This window comes from Kribbella sp. NPDC056861 (assembly GCF_040687575.1).
In the GTDB taxonomy this organism is placed as follows: Bacteria; Actinomycetota; Actinomycetes; order Propionibacteriales; family Kribbellaceae; genus Kribbella.
Window position 1 is genome coordinate 189,514 of record NZ_JBFBNQ010000007.1, and the last position, 22,228, is coordinate 211,741.

Genomic DNA, 22,228 nt, shown 5'->3' on the forward strand with positions numbered 1-22,228 from the left:
CGCGGCTGTCCGACCCCTACAGCGCGCGGAGGGCCTGGAGGGCTGCGATGAAGTGGGTGACCAGATCATCGGGACTGCTCGGACGATCGGCTTCCGGCAGGCCGGACCACTCGATGGTCAGGTCCTCCACGTAGGCGAGCCAGGCGTGCACCGCCATCCGGGTCTGGGATGCGGGCGCCTGCGCGGGCTCGTCGAGTAGGTCGAGGACTCGCGCGGTGAGGCCGGCTCGAGTGGCCGCGTAGATCTCGACGACGTACACATCACCGCCGGCGGCGCCGCGGACGAACGAGATGTACGAGTCGCGGCGGCGGGTGACGAAGGCGACGAAGGAGAGCAGCATCTGCCGGAGCTGTTCGTCGGCAGGCAGCGACGGGTCCGGCTTGGTGACCCGCAACAACCGGCGGCCGGCCGCGCTCATCACCTCGACGTAGAAGTCGCGCTTGGTCGGGAAGTAGTGGAACAGCAACCCCCGCGAGATCCCCGCCTCGGCCGCGACCGCGTCGATCGACAGCTCGTGGATCGGCTGGGTGCGCAGCATCATCAGCCCGATGCCGACCAGCTGCTTGCGGCGGTCCTCCGCCGTCAGCCGTTTCCGTGTCTCGCCTGCCTTCACGCTATTGAGCATTGCTCAGTAGGTGCGCTACCGTCAAGGAAGCCGCCAGGAGATTGGGAGCCGTGATGGGGTTCGAACCGTCCGCGAGGGCGCAGGAGTTGATCGGGCAGGTCGCCGAGTTCATCCGGACCGAGATCGAGCCGGTCGAGGCTGAGTTGCACGCCGCGACCAAGGCCGCCGAGGATCCGTGGCAGCCGCAGCCCGCGTTCAAGGAGCTGCAGGCGAAGGCCCGCAAGCAGGGGCTGTGGAATCTCTTCCTCCCGCCTGCCGAGCACGGCAATACGCAGTACGGCGAAGGGCTGAGCAATTTGGACTACGCGCCGATCGCCGAGCTGACCGGCCGCTCGTTCCTCGCGCCGTACGTGTTCAACTGCAACGCTCCCGACACCGGCAACATGGAGGTCCTGCTCCGCTACGGCTCCGATGAGCAGAAGCAGCGCTGGTTGGAGCCGTTGCTGGACGGCACGATCCGGTCCGCGTTCTGTATGACCGAGCCCGACGTCGCCTCCTCCGACGCGACCAACATGGCCGCCACCGCGATCGTCGACGGCGACGAGGTCGTCATCAACGGCCGCAAGTGGTGGAGCACCGGCATCGGCCACCCGGACTGCGAACTGCTCATCTTCATGGGCCTCACCGACCCCGAAGCCCACCGGTACGCACGCCACACGATGGTGCTCGTCCCGCGCGACACCCCCGGCGTGAAGGTCGAGCGACTGCTCCCCGCCATGAGCCGGTACGACGAACCGCACGGTCACGGCGAGGTCTCCTTCACCGACGTCCGGGTGCCCGCCGCGAACATCCTGGTCGGCCCCGGTCGCGCGTTCGAGATCGCCCAGGGACGGCTCGGCCCCGGTCGCGTGCACCACTGCATGCGGCTGGTCGGCCTGGCCGAGCACTCGCTCGAGCTCGCGATCAAGCGCGGCACCAGCCGTACCGCGTTCGGCAAGCCGCTGGTCAACCTCGGCGGCAACCGGGAGCGGATCGCCGACGCGCGGATCGCGATCAACCAGGCGCGGCTGCTGGTGCTGCAGACGGCGTACCTGCTGGACACGAAGGGGCTGGCCGGCGCGTTGAGCGAGGTCAGCCAGATCAAGGTCGCGGTCCCGCGGATGGCGCAGGACGTGATCGACATGGCGATTCAGCTGCACGGTGGTGGCGGGCTGTCCGACGACTTCCCACTGGCCGCCGCCTGGACGAGTGCCCGGGCGCTGCGGCTGGCCGACGGGCCGGACGAGGTGCATCGTGGAGTGGTCGCGAAGATCGAGCTGGCGAAGTACAAGGAGTCCGAATGAGCAGGGTTCTCGTCACCGGTGGCGCCAGTGGACTCGGGGCGGCGCTGGTCGCCCAGTTCGTTGCTGAAGGCCACCAAGTGCTCAGTACCGACGTGGCGGCGGAGTCTGCTGCGGTAGCTGGCGCGAAGTACCGGCAGTTGAATGTGCGCGATGCGGCCGACTGGGACAACGCGGTCAAGTGGTGCGAGGAGAACTGGGGCGGGCTCGACATCCTGGTCAACAACGCCGGGATCGCCACCGGTGGGCGGATCGACGTCGAGTCGCTGGACGAGTGGGACCGCGTCGTCGACATCAACCTGATGGGTGTCGTGCGGGGTTGCCGTGCTTTCGTGCCGCTGTTCAAGCGCCAGGGCTCGGGCCACATCGTCAACACGGCCTCGGCTGCCGGCCTGGTGCACCCGCCGATGATGAGCTCGTACAACACGGTCAAGGCCGGCGTCGTCGCGCTGTCGGAGACGCTCTCCCACGAACTCCACCCGTACGGCGTCACCGTCTCGGTCGTCTGCCCGTCGTTCTTCAAGACCAACCTGGGCGACTCGATCCAGGGCGACGACGCCGAGATGGCCTCCACCGCACGCCGGCTGATCGAGAAGTCACCCCGTACCGCGGACGAGATCGCGGCCAACGTGATCACCGGGATCAAGAAGCAGCAGTTCCTGATCATCCCCGATCGCCCGGCGCTGATGGCCTGGCGCACCAAGCGGTTCGCCCGCCCGCTCTACGATCGCCAGATGCGCAAGATCGCCACCCGGGCCCGAGCCCGCACCGAAAGCGCGACCAAGCGCTGATGCCCCCAGAGCAGCCCCCGGTCGAAGGCGCCCGCCCAGTCCGCGACGAGGACGCCTTCGACGTCGGCACGGTGGACAGTTGGCTCCGGCAGCAGACCTCCTTGCCGGACGCGCTCCCTGAGGTGCAGCAGTTCTCCGGCGGCGCCTCCAACCTCACCTATCTCCTGCGTTATCCCGACCGGGACCTGATCCTGCGGCGGCCCCCGGCCGGCACCAAAGCCAAAGGGGCGCACGACATGGGCCGGGAGTTCCGGATCCAGCAGCAGCTGGCGCCGGTCTTCCCGTACGTGCCGAGGATGGTTGCCCACTGCAACGACACCGAGGTGATCGGCTCCGAGTTCTACGTCATGGAGCGGGTCGCCGGCACCATCCCGCGTAAGGCCGAGCTGGGTGTGGAGATCACCCCCGGCAAGACCAAACTGCTCGGCTACAAGCTGATCGACACCCTCGTCGACCTGCATCAGGTGGATCCGGCCGCGGCGGGGCTGAGCGATCTCGGCAAGGGCGAGGGGTACGTCGAGCGTCAGGTGAGCGGATGGTCCGGCCGGTACCGCAAAGCCAAGACCTGGAACGTGCCGAGCTTCGAGAAAGTCATGGCCTGGCTGGAGGCCAACCGCCCCGACGACGTCCGGATCTGCGTGATCCACAACGACTTCCGGCTCGACAACGTCGTGCTCGCGCCCGACGACCCGCTGAAGATCGTCGGTGTGCTCGACTGGGAGCTGGCCACGCTCGGGGATCCGTTGATGGATCTCGGCAGCGCGATGGCGTACTGGGTGCAGGCCGACGACGACTGGGCCTTCCGCTGGTTCAGGATGCAGCCGTCCGACGCGCCCGGCATGATCAGCCGCGACGAGATCGTCCGCTACTACTGCGAAAAGTCCGGGCTCGACGCCTCGAACTGGGCGTTCTACGAGGTCTTCGGGTTGTTCCGGCTGGCCGTGATCGCGCAGCAGATCTACTACCGCTACCACCACAAGCAGACCCGCAACCCACGCTTCAAGAACCTCTGGCTGCCGGTCAACCTGCTCGAGCGGCGCTGTCGCCGGATCATGAGCCGCTGAGATGCCGGCCATCTACCTGATCCGGCACGCGCAGGCGTCGTTCGGGCGCAGCGACTACGACCGGCTTTCGCCGCAGGGGGAGCAGCAGTCCGCAGTACTGGGGAAGGCGCTCGCCGATCGCGGTATCAAGCCGACCCTGGTGATCCGCGGCGCGATGCGTCGGCATGCGCAGACGGCCGAGATCGCGCTGACAGCAGCAGGTCTCGACGCGACGGCGGAGGTCGACGAAGGACTCAACGAGTTCGACCACGACCAGGTGATCGTCGCGTACAAGCCGGCCTACAAGCGACGTGCGGTGCTGCTCGCCGACCTGGCCCGGACCGGCAATCCGCAGCGCGCGTTCCAGGAGATGTTCAGCGCCGCCACCCAGCGCTGGGCCGAGGGCGACGGCACGGAGTACCCGGAGTCGTTCCAGTCCTTCTGCCAACGCTCGGAAGCCGCAGTACGCCGTACTGCGGCTCGCCTCGGCAAAGGCGAGTCGGCGATCGTCTTCACCTCGGGCGGACCGATCGCCGCTGTCACGAGCCGCCTGCTGGCCGGCACCGACGACCTGTGGCTCAAGCTCAACCCGGTCACGGTCAACACCGCGATCACCAAGCTGACCTCCGGGCACAGCGGGCTGACCCTGATCAGCTACAACGAACACAGCCATCTCGACGGCACCGAACTGCTCTCCTACAGATAGGCGATCCGATGCGACGCAACATCCTGATCACCGGGGCGAGCTCGGGGCTCGGCGAGGAGATGGCCCGGCAGTTCGCTGCCAAGGGCCACCACCTGGTGCTGACCGCTCGTCGCGAGGACCGGCTGAAGGCGCTGCAGACCGAGCTGACCGCGGCTCACCCTGACCTCACCGTCCTGATCCGGACCCTCGACGTCAACGATCACGACGCCGTCTTCGCGACGTTCCGCGCGGTCGACGCCGAACTGCCGCTGGACCGGATCATCGTGAACGCCGGGATCGGCAAGGGCGCGCCGCTCGGCACCGGCCGGTTCGACGCGAACCTGATCACCGCGCAGACCAACTTCACCGCCGTGCTCGCGCAGGCCGAGGCTGCCCTGGAGCTGTTCCGCGGCCGGAACGCCGGCCACCTGGTCTTCATCTCCTCGGTCGCCGCGATGCGCGGCCTGCCGAAATCGGTCGCGACGTACGCCGCGACCAAGGCCGGCATCGCCACTCTCGCCGAGGGGCTGCAGATGGAGTTGCTCGGCAAGGCGATCAAGGTGAGCACGATCTTCCCCGGCTACATCAAGTCCGAGCTCAACGATCACGTCGCCAAGACGCCGCTGATCGTCGACACCGTGCCCGGGGTCCGGGCGATGGTCGCGGCGATCGACGCGGAGAAGGCGAAGGCGTTCGCGCCGCCGTGGCCGTGGGTGGTGATGGCAAGGTTCCTGAAGTACGCACCGCTGCCGCTGCTGAAGAGGATGGTCTGACATGCGCTGGGGTCTCACCGTTCCGCTGACCGGAGTACCGATCAGGGATCACAAGCCGCTGATCACCGAGCTGGCCGCGCTGGGTTACACCGATCTGTGGTCGGCCGAGGTGGCCGGCGCGGACGCGTTCACGCCGCTGGTGCTGGCATCGGAGTGGGAGCAGAAGTTGCGGCTGGGGACGGCCGTCGTACCGGTGCACACCCGCGGGCCGGCCGCGCTCGCGATGAGTGCGGCGGCGTTGGCTGATCTCGCGCCGGGACGGTTCGTGCTGGGCATCGGGGCGTCGTCCGAGACGATCGTGACCGGGTGGAACGGGATCGCCTACGACCCGCCGTTCGCTCGTACGCGCGACGTCCTGCGGTTCCTGCGGCAGGCGTTGGCGGGGGAGAAGGTCGACGGAGAGTTCGACAGCTTCACGATCAAGCGGTTCCGGTTGGAGAAGGCGCCGGACGTCGCGCCCGCGATCATGCTCGCCGCGCTTCGGCCGCAGATGCTCCGGCTGGCGGCTCGCGAGGCGGACGGCGCGATCACCAACTGGCTGTCGGCCGACGACGTCCGGCAGGTCCGGGCCGAGCTCGGCGACGAGAAGGAGCTGGCCGCCCGGATCTTCGTCTGCGTCACCGAGGACGCCGACATGGCGCGCAATATTGGCCGGTTCCTGATCGCGACGTACCTGACCGTGCCCGGCTACGCGGCCTTCCATGACTGGCTCGGGCGCGGCGAGGCGATGAAGACAATGCGCGACGCCTGGGCGGCCGGCGACCGGAATGCCGCGATGGCCGCAGTACCGGTCGAGGTGATCGACGACCTGATCGTGCACGGGTCGGCCGCCGACTGCCGGGCCAAGATCAACGAGTACGTCGCCAACGGTCTGGACACGCCGATCCTGGCCAGCCTGCCGACCGGCGCCGACCTGCTGGAGACGGCCCGCGCGCTGGCGCCGACTAGTTGATCAAGGCAACGACCGTCGTCCCGGGTGCCAGCAGGTGCGCCTGGTCGAACAGCGCGTACATCATCTTGGCCTCGTAGACCCAGTCCAGCCGCAGCCCGTGCCTGGCCTCGAAGTCGTCGACGAAGGCATCCAGCGTCGGGGTCCGTTTGGCGTACCCGCCGAAGTGATAGCCGCTCTCCAGCCGCCACTCGCCGACCCGTTCCCCGTACGCCGCCCGCTGCAGGTTCTCCACGTCGTCTTCCAGTGAAGCCTTCAGCACCGGTACGCCGATCGCTGTCTGCTTCGGTCTGAGTCCCGCGGCAACCCCCGCCAACGTCCCGCCGCTTCCCACCGCGCAGTACAAGACGTCGAATGGGTCGCCGATCTCACCCGGCAGCTCAGCGCACCCGCGCACGGCCGCCGCGTTGCTCCCACCCTCGGGCAGCAGATAGAACTCACCGAAGTCGCGACGCAGACCCTCGATCACCTCCGCCGACGTCTTCAACCGATACGCCGATCGATCGAGATAGGTCAGCCGCATCCCCTGGGCAGCGGCGTAGGCCAGCGACGGATTGAGCGGCAGGTGCTCCTCGCCGCGCACCACGCCGATCGTGGCGAATCCGGCGTACCGGCCGACCGCTGCGGTCGCCCGGAGGTGGTTCGAGTACGCGCCACCGAAGGTCAGCAGGGTGCCGACCTTTTGCGCGGGCTCGATGTTGTATTTCAGCTTGCGCCACTTATTGCCCGGGACGTCCGGATGGATGAGGTCGTCCCGTTTCAGCAGCACGCGGATATGGCTCAGCCGGTCGTCGTTGAGCTCCGTCACCGGCGACGGCAGTTGGAGATCAGGCAGGTGAGAGCTGGAAGACCCGGACACAGGACCCCTGAACGATGACCATGCCGTCCATCTTCTTGCCGCCGGTGGTGCCGGACATCGAGATGATGTACGGGTCCTGGCCGAGCGCGACATCGCCGAGCTTGAGGCTGGTCGGCGCCTTGATCCAGACGGTGATCAGGGTCGGGATCATCGCCTTGGTGTCGGCACACCCGAGCGCGGTCGCCGCCTCGGAGTTGCCGGCGTTGAGCTGCGCCACGAACTTCCCGGCCAGCGCGATCGCGGCGGTCTTGGTGCCCTTGCCGCCGACCGGCTTGCTGGGCACCGGCTGGGTCGGCGCCTTCGTCGGTGGCCGGGTCGGCAGCTTGGGGGGCTGCGTCGGGGACGGCACGGCTGTCGGCAGCCCGGTCGGCGTCTCGTCGGTCGGCGACGGCTCGATCGGGATGCTCGAGGGGGGCGGGGCGGGCGCAGTACCGCCGTCGCTGCCCGAAGAGAGGTTGTAGGCGACGAAGCCGCCGACACCGAGGATGAAGACGAGCAGGATCGCGATCACCACGATGATCAGCCCGGCCCGGTCCTTGTGCGGCGGTCCGCCGTACGGCGGGGCTGCCCAGTTGCCGCCTTGTGGCTGGTAGCTGCCTTGGGGTTGGCCGCCTTGCGGGTGGCCCTGGGGCTGACCCTGCGGTTGGCCTAGGGATTGGTAGGACCCGCCCTGCGGCTGGTACGGCTGCTGTTGCCAGCCAGGGTTCTGGTTGGGCTGATTCGGCGGGCCGGGCGGCGGTGGATAGCTCACCTGACAAGTGTGGCAGCGCGAGGTCCATTTCGGCGCGAATCAAAGATGCTCGCCTCTGGTCCCGCGGTGCAGCACACTGTTCGCGTGACCGAACGTGCACGGGTAGTCAGGGCAGCGGTAGTCGCGGTGCTGATCGGGCTCGGTCTGGGGTTCCTGACCCAGCACCTCCAGGCCTACCTGCCGGGCAACTGGAACACGCTGGCCAACTCCGGAGTCGTCTGGGTGGTCTTCGCCTTCGCCGTCACCGCAGTACTACGCCTGCCGACCGGCTGGTCCGCGCTGCTCGGCTTCCTCACCCTGGTCGGTGCGCTGACCGGGTACTACGTCTCTGCGCGGTTCATCGAGGACGCGACCAGTTCGGCGTCCACCATGGCGGTCTGGGCGTTCGCCGCGATCGTGGGCGGACCGGTCTTCGGGATCGCGGGCAGCTGGTGGAGCGAGGGCGCGACGGTACGTAGTACCGGGAGTTGGTTGAGCGGAGGCGGGGAGTCGCTGCGCAGCGAAGCACGCTTGTGGCACCTCAGCCGCCCGGTCGTCGGCGTCGCGCTGCTCAGCGGAGTCTTCCTGGCGGAGGGCATCTACTTCCTCTGGCAGGTCGAGAACAAGCACGCGTCCGGCCGGGTGGAGATCGTGCTAGCCATCCTCGCGCCGCTGCTACTCGCCCGCAGCAACCGCGACCGCTTCACCGGCTTGCTTCTGCTGGTACCGCTCGGCTTGCTGGGAATCGCCTTCTACGGCCTACTCGACTTATTGCTGACCAGCTTGTAATTCCCCGCGCGGTCTCCGCTGCTCGCTCCTTCGTCGCTCACTGCGTCTACCGCTCCCACCCACCCTGGGCGCGGGCTCCTACGTCGCCCGCTTGGTGAAGGCGGTGGCGCAGCCGTCGTTGGGTGGTGAGCTGGCTTCTCCCGCGCTGCCTGCTTCGCCCGCTCCTACGTCGCGTGCTCGCATGCGCTCCCACCCACCCTGGGCGCCAGCTCCTGCGTCGCCGGCTTGGTGAAGGCGGTGGGCCGTAGCCGGAACTCGACGGGTGAGCTGTTTGCCCCGCGCCGAACAAGTCGCTGGCTCTCGCGTTGCCCGCTTCGCGCTTGCTCCCGCGTCGCCGCCTCGCCTGCGCTCCCACGCCACTCTGGGCGCGGGCTCCTACGTCGCCCGCTTGGTGAAGGCGGTGGGTGCAGCCCGCCATCGGAGGTGAGCTGGTTGCCGGCGCATCCCCGTGTTGACGTTAGCTGCCGTGTCACCGCCGGCCCACCTAACTAAGCCGGTTCTCCTCCAGCCACGTGCTGCCTCGCCGCTTCGACGCTCGCGACAGCCAAGCATCCTGGATCACCTCAGTCAGCTCCGCGAGGCTCAGCTCACCTATCCGGCTCCCGCGCACCAACACCGACCGATGACCGTCAAAATGCGGTGTAGTGAAGAACGGATTCCCCTCGTCCGACACCAGCGCCAACTTGTCATCCTCAGACGGCACCCAGAACACGATCACATCCGAGTACCGCTCCCCGGTCTCCGCATCAAAAGCATCAGGCCGCGGCGTCCGGAAGAACACGAACGACTTGCCGCCGACCTGATAGACCGGGTTCTTCCCGCCGCCCTGCTCGACCGTCACGTGCGGCATCCCCAGAGCAACCTCGTGCACATCGGCTACCCGGGCTTTCCGACTCCTCGCCATTTCCGCAGTCTAGTGACCGCGGGACGGCAGATAGATGGTGAAAGTCGAGCCGTGCCCCAGCCGGCTGGTCGCCGCGATTGTCCCGCGATGCGCCTCGACCAGGTGTTTGGTGATCGCCAGACCCAGTCCGCTGCCGCCCGTCGTACGGCTGCGGGATTGTTCGGCTCGGTAGAAGCGGTCGAAGAGATAGGGGAGATGTTGCTCCCCGATCCCCGTGCCGTTGTCCGTGACCGTCAGGTTGTAGCCGTCGCCGACGCGGCGTACGCCAACCATCACGCGGCCATCGGTGGGGGTGAAGCGGATCGCGTTGGAGACCAGGTTGCCGAGTGCTTGCCGGATGCGGGCGTTGTCCACCACCGCCGGTGCAGGGCCGGTGACCTCGGCGGTGAGGGTGACTCCGGCTGCTTCGGCCGCGGGGCGGTGTGCTGAAACGACCTGCTGGGCCAGCTCGGAGAGGTCCTTGAGTTCCGGGTGGATCCGGAGTTTGCCGGCGTCGGCGAGAGCGAGGTCCTGGAGGTCGGCGACGAGGCGCTCCAGCAGGCCGGCCTCCTCCAGCAGGGAGGTGACCAGTTCGCTGTCGAGCGGGACGACCCCGTCCTCGGAGGCGACCAGATACCCCTTGATGTTGGCGAGCGGTGTGCGCAACTCGTGGGCTACGTCGCTGACCATCGCCTTGCGCTGGTGGTCGTGGTGCTGGATCGACTCCGCCATCGCGTTGAACGCATGCCCGAGCCGCGCCACCTCGTCCCGCCCGGTGACCGGGACCCGGGCCGCGTGGTCGCCGTTCGTCATCCGTTGGGCGGCGCCGGTGAGGGCGAGGATCGGGCGGACGAGTCGGCGGCCGGCGAAGACCATCACGAGTGCGGCGATCAGGAGTACGCCGAGCGCGGTGGCCGCAGTACGGGCCAAGCCTTCGCCGGAGAACACGTTGAAGGTGCTCTTGGCCCCGAGATACAGCTTGGCCTGCGGTGCGACGTACGGCGTGAGCGCTGCGGCGCGGGCGGTGTTGCCGCACTCGAAGAACGTCTCGGGGACCGGCGTGTTCTCCGCGTCGTCCGGGGTGACGGCGAGCAGCCCGTCGCCGGGATTGGCGGTCACCTGGTACCGCTGGCCGGCCGCGTCCAGGCACTCGGTCGAGCGGCGGATCTCGTCGGCGTTGACCGCCGCCGCCTTGGCGCTCGGCGCGTAGAGGCCGGCTGGCACACAGGGATCGTCCTGGATGGTGACCGGACGCTGAACCTGCATCACAGCACCGCCGTCCTGCCCCGGCGCTTCCCGGGCCAGCATCGGCGGAATGCCGTCCGGGCCGCTGATCAGCTGGACCGGCTCGCCCTTCGCCTGGAAGCACGCGACCGCCTGGTTGGCGAGGTCCAGGCGCTGCGCCTTCTCCTCGTCGGTCATGCCCCAGTTGGCCGATCCGACCACCTGCGTGTTGACGTACGCCGCACCTGAGGCGGTTGTCGAGAGCGGGGTCATCGCTCGGGTCGCCATCCGGGTGGTGGCGCTGCCGGCGACGCTGAACGCAACCCCGCCCTGGCTCTCGTTGCGCGCATCAACTGTTGCCGCCGGCACCGAAGGGAGGTCCGGACCGGCGCCGAGAGTGCGGGCCGAGTCGGCGATCACGGCGCCGTCGGCATCGGTCAGCGCGATCCGCCGGCCGGTCTGGTCGGAGAGGGTGCCGACCAGTTTGTCCACGCCCGACCAGGTCGGGTGGTCCGCGGCGTACGAGCTGAGCTGGGCGTAGATGTCGCCGTCGACCTGGAGCTGGGAGGTGTTCTGGTCGATCTCGCCCTGCAGCTTCTCCGAGGTGCTGTACGTCGCGATCACCGCGGTCGCGATGACGGCGCCGAGCGCGACCGCCAGGGACAGGCCGAGGAATCTGACCAGAACGCTATGACGCATCCGACCGCACCACCTTGTCGGCCAGCTTGTAGCCGACGCCGTAGACCGTCTTCAGGTACGCCGGGTTGGCGGGCGCGGGCTCGATCTTCTTCCGCAGGTTCATCACGTGCACGTCGATCGTCCGGTCGAACACGTAGTGGTCGAACCCGAAGGCGTGCTCCAGCAACTGCTGCCGGGAGAACGCGCGTCCCGGCGAGGCGGCCAGGCAGGCGAGGATCTTGAACTCGGCCGGCGTCACGTCGACCAGTTCGCCGTCCAGCCGTACCTCGTGCCGGACCGGGTCGATCTCCAGCCCGCCGACCCGGTAGATCTCGCCCTCGACCCGGCCGCGGGTACGACGCAGTACGGTGCGGACCCGGGCCACCAGCTCGCGGGGGTTGTACGGCTTGGTCAGGTAGTCGTCGGCGCCCAGGTCGAGGCCGAGCAGCAGATCGTCCTCGGTGGATCGCGCGGTCAGCATGATGATCGGCACGTCTCCGTTGCCCGAGGCATCGGCTCGCAGTACCCGGCAGACGTCCAGGCCGTCGACCTTGGGCATCATCACGTCGAGCACGAGCAGGTCGGGGCTGCGCCGGCGGGCCTCGTCGATCGCGGCCCGCCCGTCGTGCACGACGACCGTCGTATGGCCCTCACGCTCGAGGTAGCGCCGGATCAGCTCCGCCTGCTTGAGGTCGTCTTCGGCAACGAGAATCCGGGCTGGCATGGTTCGAGAGTGACCGATCTTCATGAGATTTCGATGAAGATCGGCTGAGAGCATCAGGTGCTGATCGGTCCTTCACAGGTTCTTCACGGCCGTCCCGCCAGGCTCCACCTCATGAAGAACTCACGCATAGCGCTCTCCCTGGTGGCCGTCCTGGCACTCGCCGGCTGTGGAGCGAACGGCTCGGCCGCCGACAACGAGCCGGTGAAGAACGGCGACGACAAGAGCCCGCTCGCGGAGTACCTGGGCGAAGGGTTCATCAGCTCCGGCGGTGGCGGCCCGATGATGGCGACCCGGGCGATCGGCCCGGGCTCCAACGAGTCGTCCGAGGAGCAGCTGGCCAAGCAGCGCAAGATGGAGGAAGCGGTCGCCGCCTGTATGAAGACGGCCGGTTTCGACTACGTCGCGGTACCGCCGGAGTCGCAGGGCAAGGGCAAGTTCGACGAGGCGTTCAAGCTGCCGCCGGACAAGTTCGCCGAGCAGTACGGCTACGGCATCTCCACGATCGACTGGGGCAAGCCGGACGACCAGGCGAACGACGACCCGAACAGCAAGATCCGCAAGGCGCTGTCGCCGACCGCGCAGAAGGCCTACGGCAAGGCGCTGAACGGCCAGTTCGACACCGGCGAGGGCAACGGCGTGATCGCGATCGCTCCGCAGGCGGGGGACAAGGGCAAGAAACCCGACACGGGGTGCCGCGGCAAGGCCGCCGACGAGGTGTTCGGCAGTCGCGACGAGCAGCTGACCGACTTCAAGAAGTTCGACTCGCTGTTCAAGGACATCGAGGCGCTGCGCAAGCGGATCGAGGGTGACCAGCGCGTCATCGACGCCACCTCGGCCTGGTCGGACTGCCTCGCCGACGCCGGGCACAGCGGCTTCAAGAAGGTGGACGAGCCGCGCGAGTCGATCAGCAAGAAGCTGGACGAGCTGTCGGGCGGCGACAAGGGAACGCAGAAGCCCGGCCAGATGACGGCGATCGGCCCGCCCTCGCTCGACAAGGTCGACGCCGCCAAGCTCGGCGACCTGCGCAAGGAGGAGATCGAGCTGGCCAAGGCCGACCAGGGCTGCAAGAAGAAGGTGTACGACGAGCCGTTCAAGAAGGCGCAGTACGAGCTGGAGAAGGAGTTCGTGGAGGCGAACAAGACCCAGCTCGAGCAGTACCGCGACTCGGTGTCGGAGCGGTGACCGCGTCACCCAAGTCGCGCCGCCGGGTACTGATCGGAGTCTCCGCGGTCGCGACGCTCTCACTCGGGGTCGGCGTCGCGGCCGGCAGCCGGCTGATGTCGCCGGAGGACGCGGCGGCCAAGACGGCGCCGCCGAAGGCCTCCCAGATCACGGTGCCGGTGGAGCTGAAGGCGTTGTCCAGCAAGGTGGTCGGGCGCGGGGACACCTCGTTCGACGGAGCGGTGAACATCCGGATCGAGACGAGTGGTCTGCAGACCCCGGCCGTGGTGACGGGCAAGGTGCCGAAGGTCGGCTCCCAGTTGCTGGCGGGCAAGGCGTTGCTGGAGATCGCAGGGCGCCCGGTGATCGGGCTCCCCGGAGTACTGCCGATGTACCGGGCGCTCGCGCCGGGCTCCAAGGGTCCGGACGTGCTGCAGCTCGAGCAGACGCTGGCGAAGCTGGGCTTCGACCCGGGCAAGGTCGACACGAAGTACGACACCAGTACTTCGCGGGCGATCCGGGAGCTCTACGAAGCGGCCGGGTACGACGCGCCGGAGGCCGATGAGCCGCTCAAGCAGGCGGTGGAGCAGGCCGACAAGAGCGTCGACGCGGCGAAGAACGCGCTCCGGCAGGCGAAGTCCGCGCTCAAGCAGGCCAAGGCCGGCCCGGGCAAGGCGGACACCTCGGTCCAGCAAGGTCTGGTCGACGACGCGGAGGAGAACCTGGCCGACGCGGTCGAGGCGAAGAACGAGGCCGAGTTCAAGGCCGGTACGCCGCTGCCGCTGTCGGAGGTGGTCTACGTGAAGTCGCTGCCGCGCCGGGTCGACGAGGTGAAGACCGAGCGGGGAGCCACCGTCAACGGCGTGGTGATGTCGGCCAGTGGCGCCGCGCTCGTGGTCAGCATCAAGGTCGATGCCGCGACCAAGGAGCGGCTCAAGGCCAGGATGCCGGCCAGCTTCGACCCCGGGGACGGTTCGGTCGTCCAGGCGAAGGTCGTCCGGATCACCGGCAGCGGTGACGAGTACACGGTGGTGATCTCGCCGAAGACGCTGACCGCTGCCCAGCTGACCCGGCTCCGTGAGGCGAACGTCAAGGTGACCATCCCGTTGAAGAGCACCAACGGCAAAGTGCTCGCCGTACCGCTGGCCGCGCTGTCGGCCGGCTCGGACGGCAGCTCGCGGGTCGAAGTACTGCGTAACGGCAAGGTCGAGCTGATTCCGGTCAAGGTGGGGCTGTCCGCCGACGGGTTCGCCCAGGTGACGGCGACCGGCGACGCCAAGCTGTCCGAGGGCGACCAAGTGGTGGTCGGCAAATGACCGCAATGGCCGCGACCGCGGTCGCGCTGCCCGCGCCGGTGGTGGAGATGATCGGCGTCCGGCGGTTCTTCCCCGGGCCGCCCGAGGTGCAGGCGATCCGGGAGATCGACCTGACGATCCGCGAAGGCGAGTACCTGTCGATCGTCGGGCCGTCCGGCTCCGGCAAGTCGACGCTGCTGCACCTGCTCGGGCTGCTCGACAACCCGACCGGCGGGGTCTACCGGCTGGACGGGGTCGACACGATGAGCCTGCGCGAGCGGCGTCGCGCCGTACTACGGGGGGAGCGGATCGGGTTCGTGTTCCAGTCGTTCCATCTGCTCGACCACCGGACCGTGCTGGAGAACGTCGCGCTGTCGATGGTCTACGTCGGAGTACCGCGGAAGGAGCGGATGGCCCGTGCACGAGTCGCCCTGGAACGGGTCGGGCTGGCACACCGGATGGAGTTCGGGCCCGGCACCCTGTCGGGCGGCGAGCGGCAACGCGTCGCGATCGCCCGGGCACTGGTCGCCGAGCCGAGTCTGCTGCTGGCCGACGAACCGACCGGCAACCTGGACAGCGCCAACGCCGAGGCGATCCTCGAGGTGTTCGACGAACTGCACCACGAGGGCATGACGCTGGCGGTGATCACTCACGACGACCATGTCAGTGAGCGGGCGCAGCGCCGGGTCCGGATCGTCGACGGGACGCTGCAGTGGTGAGCCGGCGCCGTACTCCGAAAGTTCGTTCCCCCAAGGCAGGCCCCCCGGATCCCGCCGGCGGGCCGTCCACTTCTCGAAATAGACGTCGTCGAAGGACGAGCGGCCCCGCGTTGCGCGACCTTCTCGACGAGGCGCTGGCAGGCGTCGCGGCGCGGCCGACCCGACTGGTACTGACCACGCTCGGCACGGTGCTCGGCATCGCCGCGCTGGTCGGCACCGTCGGGCTCGGCCAGACCGCGGCCGGTCAGATCACCCAGCTGTTCGACCTCGCCGCCGCGACCCGGGTGGTCGTCACCCCCGACGACAACGGGCAGGAAGGCGAGGCAGCGACCCAGCTCCCGTGGGACGCCCCAGAGCGGCTCACCAGGCTGAACGGCGTGGACGCGGCCGGCACCGTCAGCCAGGTGGACGTCGGTGACGACCTGGTGCGCAGCGTCACCGGGCTGGACGGCCAGAAGGAGGGCTACAAGCTGCAGGTGATGGCGGCCTCGGGCGGGCTCTTCGACGCCGTCCGCGCCGCGCTGAAGACCGGCCGGTTCTTCGACGCCGGCCACGACGCCCGCGGCGACAAGGTCGTCGTCCTCGGCAAGAACGCGGCGAAGCGGCTCGGCATCAACCGGGTCGACTCGCAACCGGCCGTCTTCATCGGCGACCAGGCCTACACGGTGATCGGCATCCTCGACGCGGTCAGCGGCAAGGCCGAGCTGCTCGACTCGGTGATCATCCCGAACGGAACTGCCAAGACCGCCTTCAACCTGAAGGCCCCGGAATCGGTCGAGATCCGTACGTCGGTCGGCGCGGCCCAACTGATCGCCAAGCAGGCGCCGATCGCGATCGAGCCGAACGACCCGAGCGGGATGAAGGTCGACGCGCCGCCGAAACAGGGCGGCGTCCGGAAGGGTGTCGAGTCCAACCTGAACGCGCTGTTCCTCCTGCTGGGCGCGGTCGCGCTGCTGGTCGGCGGCCTCGGCATCGCCAACGTGACGCTGCTGTCGGTGCTGGAACGAGTCGGCGAGATCGGCCTGCGCCGGGCCCTGGGCGCCGCGCGACGACACGTGGCCGGACAGTTCCTGGTGGAGAGCGTGATCGTCGGCTTCCTCGGCGGCCTGCTGGGTACGGCGGTCGGCGTCCTGCTCACGGTCGGAGTTTCCTTCGCCCGCGACTGGACCCCGATCCTGGACAACAAGCTCACCTTCGGAGCGCCGTTCCTCGGCGCGGTGATCGGCTTGATCGCCGGCACCTATCCCGCCTGGAAGGCCTCCGCCATCCAGCCGATCACAGCACTGCGGGGGACCTGAGTGGCGACGACCAACGGGAGTACAGGAAAGCACTGAGCAGGAAGCCGAGGACGACGAAGGCCAGGACCGGGTACGACTTGCCGTTGTCCGGCAGGATCAGCGCGCCGAGGGCGGCCGCGGAGACCTGGCCGACGTTGAAGATCATGTCGTAGAGCGCGAACACGCGGCCGCGGAAGACATCGTCGACACCCGTCTGGACGAGGGTGTCGACGCTGATCTTCACGCCCTGGGCGCAGAAGCCGGTGAGGAACCCGGAGACCAGGATCGCGGGCTGGGTGTAGAGCCCGCCGGGGAACGCGGTCACCACCGCGGCGCCGACGAACAGAACGGTGATCCAGCGGCGCAGCGTCAGCACGCGGGTGGCCCACGGCGTCACCAGGGCGGCGATGAACAGACCGGCGCCGACCGCTCCGGTCGCGAGCGCGAGCGCGCCGAACGCCTGGTCCAGCTGGTCAGGACCGTAGAACTCGTTGCGGTACAGCAGGATCATCGCGACCGTGACGAGGCCGAAGAAGAAGCGCAGCGACCCGATCGCGGCCAGCCCGAGCGCCGCCTGCCGCCGCTCCTTGAGATGCCGGCCACCGTCGACCAGGCCGGACAGGATGCCGCGGATCGCTTCCACCACGCCGGGTTCGTCGCCGGTCAGGTCGGGGCCGAGCTGGTTGCGCCGAAGTCGTAGCGCGAGCAGAGCCGCGGCGAGGTAGACGGCGGCCGTAGTACCGAGAACTGCGAGGTCCGAGTCGGAGAGGAGCTTGACGCCGGCTCCGACGCCACCGCCGATCAGGAAGGACGCAGTACCGGAGGTGGGGGTGACCGCGTTGGCCATCACCAGTTCGTCGTTGTCCACAACGTGTGGAAGACCGGCGGACAACCCGGACAGCAAGAAGCGGTTGACCCCGAGGGTCAGCAGCACCGCCAGGTAGAACGGCACCCCAGCGTTGCCTGCAGCAACGATCCCGCCGACCACCAGCACCAGCCCGGCCCGGGTCAGATTCGCCCCGAACAGAATCTGCCGCCGCGACCAGCGGTCGAGCAACACCCCGGTGAACGGCCCCAGCACCGAGAACGGCAACAACGCGACCGCGAACAACCCGGCGATCGCCGCCGCGTCCGGCGCCCGCTCCGGCGAGAACAACACGTACGACGCCAGCGCCACCTGAAAGACGCCGTCCCCGAACTGCGAGGTCAGCCGAACCGCGAACAGCCTCCGGAAATCCCCACGCCGCAGCAGCCTGCCAAGGTCCCGGATGAACTGCACGCCTGCACTGTAGTCACAGCTCCCTGCCGCCGAGCCGCTCGGCCGCGGTATCACCCCGCTTGTTCACCGGGACGACGCCGGCCACCTTGCCGAGGCCGATCAGCGGCATGTTGCCGTAGATGGTCTCGGAGTGACCGGCCGGGACGACGAACGTCTCGTGGTAGATGCCGACGTTGTTGCTCTTGTAGGCGTACTTGAAGAAGTTGGTCCAGGCCGGGCGGTGGGTGCGATCCGGGTCGTTGGCGAACGCCTGCAGCTTCTCGACCGATTCCCAGTACTGGATCATCGTGGTGGTCCGCAGGCCGGGGAAGGTGCGGAAGCCGAGCAGGCCGCTGTCCTGGTCGGCCACCAGTTCGCGCAGCATCGGCGGCATCGCGCGGGCCACCGGCAACCACTCCTTGAAGGCGCGGAACTTGTTCACCCGGAAGCCGATCACGAACACCACCAGGTCCTTGTCGTACGCCGCGGTCTGTCGTCCGGGGATCATCATGAGCTCCTTGGATAGTTCAACTACCCAATATTGGAGAGTGATACTCTCTAAAAGTCAAGAGGAGGCTCGATGTGGATCGCTGAACTGTCGAGACAGACCGACGTGCCGGTAGCGACGATCAAGTACTACCTGCGCGAGGGCCTGTTGCCCGCGGGCGAGGCGGTCGGCGCCACCAGGGCCCGGTACGGCGAAGCGCACGTCCGCCGGCTCAAGTTGATCCGCGCCCTCGTCGAGGCGGGCGGCTTGTCACTTGCCCGGGTGCGCAGCGTGCTGGCCGAGGTAGACGAGGAGTCCCGTGACCTGCACGAAGTACTGGGAGCGGCGCACGGCGCCCTGATCCCCGCCGACCTGACGGCGTCCGACGAGTCCCGCCGTCGGGTCGACGCTCTCGTCGCCGAGCGAGGGTGGCGGATCTACTCCGAGTCGCCGGACCGGGTGTTCCTTGCCGACGCGATCGATGCGCTGGAGAAGGTCGGCTACCACCTCGACGACGAACTGCTGAAGATCTACGCCTCAGCGGCCAACGAGGTCGCCGAGGCCGAGGTGGCCAACCTGCCCGACGGCGACCGCCAGCGAACCGTCGAGGACACCGTCCTCGTCACCGCCCTGGGCGGGCCGGTCCTGCTGGCTCTGCGACGCCTGGCCCAGCAGAATGCCTCGGCTCACCGCTACGGCAGTACGCAGTACTGACTAGTTGGCGCGAGCCGCCTGACGCTCCAGCAGCCGGGCGCGCTGCTCGACGAACCGCGACGCCTGAGCATCCAGCGCGGTCATGAACTCCGCCAGCTCGTCCCGCGCCTTCGCGCCCTCACCCGACAGGTCTTCGCGGTCGAAGACCTTCCACTTCCGCAGGATCGGCGCGACCACCTCGTCGTGGTGCAGCCGCAGGTCGTAGATGCCCGCCTTGGCGATGGTCACCGAGTTCCGCGCGAAACCCTCCATCGTCGCCCCGGGCATCGAGAAGTTGCGCACCTCGTTGGTGACCGCGCGCATCGTCTCGTTCGGCGCCGACTCGAACGCGGCGGAGACCAGGTTGCGGTAGAAGATCATGTGCAGGTTCTCGTCGGTCGCGATCCGCGCCAGCAACTGGTCGGCGATCGGGCAACCGGTCGCCTTCCCCGTGTTGCGGTGCGAGACCCGGGTGGCGAGCTCCTGGAAGCTGACGTAGGCGATCGCCTCGAGCATGTTCTTGTCGACCTCGTGCCCGACCGTCATGTGCGCCATCCGCGCCACCTCGAGCTCGACCGGGTCGACGCCGCGGGTGACCACCAGGTAGTCGCGCAGCGCGATCCCGTGCCGGCCCTCCTCGGCGGTCCAGCGCCCGACCCAGGTGCCCCACGCCCCGTCGAGCCCGAACTGGGTGGCGATCTCCCGGTGGTACGACGGCAGGTTGTCCTCGGTCAGCAGGTTGGTGATCATCGCGACCTTGGCCACCGGGTCGAGCCGCGACTGCTCCGGCGCCCAGTCCTCGCCCCCGAGGAAGGCGAAGTCGCGCCCCTCGCTCCACGGCACGTAGTCGTGTGGATTCCAGTTCTTGGTGATCGCCAGATGCCGCTCGAGATTCTCCTCGACGACCGGCTCCAGCTCGTGCAGCAGGTTGGTCACCAGCTTGTCGTTCACCGGAGTCTCCTTCGTCGGCGGGTTGTCCCACCCTACGCCACCGTAAGTTACGCAAGCGTAGGTTCAGCCGCCGGTACTCCGCGCCGGTACGCCTCGAGCAACTCGGCCAATGCACCCGCCTGGCCCAGCATCGGAAAGTGCCCGCCAGGCAGCTCGTCCGGCGCGAAGCCCAGCCGATCGGTGGTCAGTTTGCGCAGATAATCGGCCGGGAACATCAGATCCTCGGTCGCGATCACAGCCCGCACCGGAGTCTCGGGCCAGTGCTCGAACAACGCGGGATCGCTCATCGGCCGCCCAGCCTGAGTTCGCAGCTGGCGTCGAGCCTCGTCAGCAAGCTCCCTCGGCAGATCCTGGAAGAAGTAGTCCGATTCGGGGTCGCCGTCCCAGGCATAGTCGGTGTGTCCCCAGTAGTCGCTCACGGCTTCCCGCGGGCTCGGGATCATCGCCGCCACGAAGACCATCAGGTCGACGGGCAGCCGTTCGCAAACGGCCGGCGCGGTGAATCCGCCGAGCGAGTGGGCCACGACGACCAGGTCGGTACGCCGGCCGACTGCGGTCACCACCTCTTCGCAGTACCGGCTGAGTCCTGCGGTCTCGTCGTCGCACGGCAGGTCGACGGCGACGACTTCCTGCCCGCGCGCCTGCAGCTCCGCGGTCAGGGGATGCCAGTGCCAGGGGGTGCAACCGGCGCCTGGGATCAGTACATAAGTCACCCGCATCACCCTAAGGTGAGCGGATGGATCGGAGCGCCTACCCGCACTTCCTCGCGATCGGCACGCGGTGGAAGGACAACGACGTCTACGGGCATGTGAACAACGTCGAGTACTACAGCTTCTTCGACACCGTGATCAACGAGTTCCTGATCCGGGTGGGGGAGCTCGACATCCATCGTGGTGACGTGATCGGGCTGTGCGTCGAGTCGCAGTGCGGCTTCCAGCAGTCGCTGGCGTTCCCGGAGACGGTGGATGCCGGGCTGCGGGTGGCGAAGCTCGGCAACTCCAGCGTGACGTATGAGATCGGCCTGTTCCGGGAAGGCTCCGCGGAGCCGGCCGCGACCGGGCGGTTCGTGCACGTCTTCGTGGATCGCGCCGACCGCCGGCCCGTCCCGATCCCGGCCGGGATCCGCACCGCGCTGGAAGGAATCACCTGATGATCGTGCGAGGCGCAGTACTGCGGGAGATGGGTCTGCCCAGCCCGTACGCCGAATCGCGGCCGCTCGCGATCGAGGAGGTCGAGCTCGCGCCACCGGGGCCGGGGGAGTTGCTGGTCCGGATCCGCGCCGCCGGTCTGTGCCACTCGGACCTGTCGGTGATCAACGGCTCGCGCCCTCGCGTGATGCCGATGCTGCTCGGCCACGAGGCGACCGGCGAGGTGCTCCAGTCGGAGGCACCTGGTTTCGCTGTCGGCGACACGGTGGGCTTTGCTTTCGTGCCGGCGTGTGGAGCCTGCCCGCCTTGTGCAGAAGGCCGCGCCGCGTTGTGTGAGCCGGGCGCGGCAGCCAACACCGCCGGCACGCTGCTCTCTGGCGAACGCAGATTGAGCTCCGCGCCGTCCGCCGACTCGGTGTCGTCCGGCTCCGGGCACCTCCACCACCACCTGGGCGTCTCCGGCTTCGCTGACCACGCCGTCGTGTCTGCCCGCTCAGCGGTGAAGATTGACCCTGAGTTGCCCCCAGAGATCGCCGCCCTTTTCGGCTGCGCGGTCATGACCGGCGTCGGTGCAGTGGTCAACACGGCGCGCATCCAGGCCGGCCAAAGCGCCGTCGTTTTCGGCCTCGGTGGCGTCGGCCTGTCAGCCCTGCTCGGCGCGGCCTTGGTCGGCGCGCATCCACTGGTGGCGGTCGACGTCGTCCCGGAGAAGCTCGCGCTGGCGAAAGAGCTCGGCGCCACCCACGCGATCGATGCCCGAAGCAACGATGTTGTGGAGCAGGTCCGTGAGGCGACACGCGGCGGAGCGCGGTACGCGATCGAGACGGTGGGCAGTGCCGCAGTACTGGCGCAGGCGTACGCCGCCACTCGTCGCGGCGGCACCACCGTCACCGTGGGCCTGCCGGATCCCTCGCAGAACTTGAGCATTCCGGCCGTCAGCCTGGTCGCCGAGGAGCGCACGCTGAAAGGCTCGTACCTCGGCTCGGCGATTCCGAGCCGCGACATCCCGCGGTACATCGCGCTCTACCAGGCGGGCCGCCTGCCCGTCGACCGGTTGCTGACCTCGACGGTCCGCCTGGAGAGCCTCAACGAAGCCTTCGACACCCTGGCGGCCGGGACCTCGATCCGCCAGGTGTTGCTCCTCTAGGCCGTGTCTCCCGGTTCCCGCCTACTGCGCGGCACTCGGCACGGCACCTCGCCGCACTG

Annotated in this window: 24 protein-coding genes; 14 read left to right on the forward strand and 10 right to left on the reverse strand. The window is 68.4% G+C overall.

What is annotated here, in order from left to right; genetic code table 11:
* Nucleotides 1–16 precede the first annotated feature (16 nt).
* Nucleotides 17–613, reverse strand: a complete 597-nt coding sequence (locus tag AB0P21_RS32540) for a TetR/AcrR family transcriptional regulator (protein WP_363701626.1) — start codon at nt 611–613, stop codon at nt 17–19.
* A 65-nt stretch (nt 614–678) separates the two neighbouring features.
* On the opposite strand from AB0P21_RS32540, the gene AB0P21_RS32545 reads away from it, so the two are divergent.
* From AB0P21_RS32545 to AB0P21_RS32570, 6 genes are read left to right on the forward strand one after another with little or no spacing between them, the layout of a single operon-like run.
* Nucleotides 679–1,908: an acyl-CoA dehydrogenase family protein gene (locus AB0P21_RS32545; protein WP_363701628.1), complete on the forward strand. Its 1,230-nt coding sequence runs from the start codon at nt 679–681 to the stop codon at nt 1,906–1,908.
* The gene (locus AB0P21_RS32550; protein WP_363701630.1) at nt 1,905–2,696 is read left to right on the forward strand and encodes an SDR family oxidoreductase; all 792 of its coding nucleotides are present in this window, start codon (nt 1,905–1,907) and stop codon (nt 2,694–2,696) included. The genes AB0P21_RS32545 and AB0P21_RS32550 overlap by 4 nt, the downstream gene beginning before the upstream one ends.
* Nucleotides 2,696–3,760, forward strand: coding sequence for a phosphotransferase family protein (locus tag AB0P21_RS32555; RefSeq protein WP_363701632.1), 1,065 nt, complete (start codon nt 2,696–2,698; stop codon nt 3,758–3,760). Before AB0P21_RS32550 ends, AB0P21_RS32555 begins: the two co-directional genes overlap by 1 nt.
* Before the next feature lies 1 nt (nt 3,761).
* Nucleotides 3,762–4,445: a histidine phosphatase family protein gene (locus tag AB0P21_RS32560; protein WP_363701634.1), complete on the forward strand. Its 684-nt coding sequence runs from the start codon at nt 3,762–3,764 to the stop codon at nt 4,443–4,445.
* Nucleotides 4,446–4,453: 8 nt separating this feature from the next.
* Nucleotides 4,454–5,197, forward strand: coding sequence for an SDR family oxidoreductase (locus AB0P21_RS32565; protein WP_363701636.1), 744 nt, complete (start codon nt 4,454–4,456; stop codon nt 5,195–5,197).
* 1 nt (nt 5,198) lies between these two features.
* Nucleotides 5,199–6,149, forward strand: a complete 951-nt coding sequence (locus AB0P21_RS32570) for an LLM class F420-dependent oxidoreductase (RefSeq protein ID WP_363701638.1) — start codon at nt 5,199–5,201, stop codon at nt 6,147–6,149.
* Here AB0P21_RS32570 and AB0P21_RS32575 read toward each other — a convergent pair.
* Nucleotides 6,142–6,954 carry a pyridoxal-phosphate dependent enzyme gene (locus tag AB0P21_RS32575; protein WP_363701640.1) on the reverse strand — a complete coding sequence of 271 codons (813 nt, stop codon included), beginning with the start codon at nt 6,952–6,954 and terminating at the stop codon, nt 6,142–6,144. The genes AB0P21_RS32570 and AB0P21_RS32575 overlap by 8 nt on opposite strands.
* A 19-nt stretch (nt 6,955–6,973) precedes the next feature.
* Complete coding sequence (locus tag AB0P21_RS32580; RefSeq protein WP_363701642.1) at nt 6,974–7,756, reverse strand: hypothetical protein; 783 nt, start codon at nt 7,754–7,756, stop codon at nt 6,974–6,976.
* 84 nt (nt 7,757–7,840) lie between these two features.
* Between AB0P21_RS32580 and AB0P21_RS32585 the strand changes: the two genes are divergently transcribed.
* Entirely contained in the window at nt 7,841–8,524 is a 684-nt protein-coding gene (locus AB0P21_RS32585) for a DUF6518 family protein (protein WP_363701644.1), read from the forward strand.
* Between the two features lie 484 nt (nt 8,525–9,008).
* Here the strand turns inward: AB0P21_RS32585 and AB0P21_RS32590 are convergent, their stop codons facing one another.
* Genes AB0P21_RS32590 through AB0P21_RS32600 form a run of 3 tightly spaced genes read right to left on the reverse strand, consistent with a single transcriptional unit; the run spans nt 9,009 to nt 12,033 of the window.
* Nucleotides 9,009–9,428, reverse strand: coding sequence for an MmcQ/YjbR family DNA-binding protein (locus AB0P21_RS32590; RefSeq protein ID WP_363701646.1), 420 nt, complete (start codon nt 9,426–9,428; stop codon nt 9,009–9,011).
* 9 nt (nt 9,429–9,437) lie between these two features.
* Nucleotides 9,438–11,330: a HAMP domain-containing sensor histidine kinase gene (locus AB0P21_RS32595; protein WP_363701648.1), complete on the reverse strand. Its 1,893-nt coding sequence runs from the start codon at nt 11,328–11,330 to the stop codon at nt 9,438–9,440.
* On the reverse strand, nt 11,320–12,033 hold the full coding sequence (locus AB0P21_RS32600; protein WP_363701650.1) for a response regulator transcription factor: 714 nt from the start codon (nt 12,031–12,033) through the stop codon (nt 11,320–11,322). The genes AB0P21_RS32595 and AB0P21_RS32600 overlap by 11 nt, the downstream gene beginning before the upstream one ends.
* Nucleotides 12,034–12,144: 111 nt before the next feature.
* Here AB0P21_RS32600 and AB0P21_RS32605 point away from each other — a divergent pair, with 111 nt between their 5' ends.
* The 4 genes from AB0P21_RS32605 (at nt 12,145) to AB0P21_RS32620 (ending at nt 16,506) form a co-directional block, all read left to right on the forward strand.
* On the forward strand, nt 12,145–13,215 hold the full coding sequence (locus tag AB0P21_RS32605; RefSeq protein WP_363701651.1) for a hypothetical protein: 1,071 nt from the start codon (nt 12,145–12,147) through the stop codon (nt 13,213–13,215).
* Nucleotides 13,212–14,510 (forward strand): peptidoglycan-binding protein, encoded by a 1,299-nt coding sequence (locus tag AB0P21_RS32610; protein WP_363701653.1) that lies wholly within the window; start codon nt 13,212–13,214, stop codon nt 14,508–14,510. The genes AB0P21_RS32605 and AB0P21_RS32610 overlap by 4 nt, the downstream gene beginning before the upstream one ends.
* Nucleotides 14,511–14,515: 5 nt before the next feature.
* A complete protein-coding gene (locus tag AB0P21_RS32615) occupies nt 14,516–15,208 on the forward strand; it encodes an ABC transporter ATP-binding protein (protein ID WP_363702329.1) in 693 nt (230 codons plus the stop codon).
* Nucleotides 15,209–15,318: 110 nt separating this feature from the next.
* Entirely contained in the window at nt 15,319–16,506 is a 1,188-nt protein-coding gene (locus tag AB0P21_RS32620) for an ABC transporter permease (protein WP_363701655.1), read from the forward strand.
* Here the strand turns inward: AB0P21_RS32620 and AB0P21_RS32625 are convergent.
* The gene (locus AB0P21_RS32625) at nt 16,484–17,764 is read right to left on the reverse strand and encodes an MFS transporter (protein ID WP_363701657.1); all 1,281 of its coding nucleotides are present in this window, start codon (nt 17,762–17,764) and stop codon (nt 16,484–16,486) included. The two genes, AB0P21_RS32620 and AB0P21_RS32625, sit on opposite strands and share 23 nt — an antisense overlap.
* Before the next feature lie 13 nt (nt 17,765–17,777).
* Entirely contained in the window at nt 17,778–18,251 is a 474-nt protein-coding gene (locus tag AB0P21_RS32630; protein ID WP_363701659.1) for a DUF4188 domain-containing protein, read from the reverse strand.
* Between the two features lie 72 nt (nt 18,252–18,323).
* Between AB0P21_RS32630 and AB0P21_RS32635 the strand changes: the two genes are divergently transcribed.
* Nucleotides 18,324–18,944 (forward strand): MerR family transcriptional regulator, encoded by a 621-nt coding sequence (locus AB0P21_RS32635; protein ID WP_363701661.1) that lies wholly within the window; start codon nt 18,324–18,326, stop codon nt 18,942–18,944.
* On the opposite strand, the gene AB0P21_RS32640 is transcribed toward AB0P21_RS32635, so the two are convergent.
* Together AB0P21_RS32640 and AB0P21_RS32645 are read right to left on the reverse strand one after the other, a co-directional pair.
* On the reverse strand, nt 18,945–19,874 hold the full coding sequence (locus tag AB0P21_RS32640; RefSeq protein WP_363701663.1) for an acyl-ACP desaturase: 930 nt from the start codon (nt 19,872–19,874) through the stop codon (nt 18,945–18,947).
* Between the two features lie 47 nt (nt 19,875–19,921).
* Complete coding sequence (locus tag AB0P21_RS32645) at nt 19,922–20,587, reverse strand: alpha/beta hydrolase (protein WP_363701665.1); 666 nt, start codon at nt 20,585–20,587, stop codon at nt 19,922–19,924.
* A gap of 23 nt (nt 20,588–20,610) precedes the next feature.
* Between AB0P21_RS32645 and AB0P21_RS32650 the strand changes: the two genes are divergently transcribed.
* Complete coding sequence (locus AB0P21_RS32650; protein ID WP_363701667.1) at nt 20,611–21,024, forward strand: thioesterase family protein; 414 nt, start codon at nt 20,611–20,613, stop codon at nt 21,022–21,024.
* Nucleotides 21,024–22,169 carry a zinc-dependent alcohol dehydrogenase family protein gene (locus AB0P21_RS32655; protein ID WP_363701669.1) on the forward strand — a complete coding sequence of 382 codons (1,146 nt, stop codon included), beginning with the start codon at nt 21,024–21,026 and terminating at the stop codon, nt 22,167–22,169. The genes AB0P21_RS32650 and AB0P21_RS32655 overlap by 1 nt, the downstream gene beginning before the upstream one ends.
* Nucleotides 22,170–22,228: the final 59 nt, after the last annotated feature.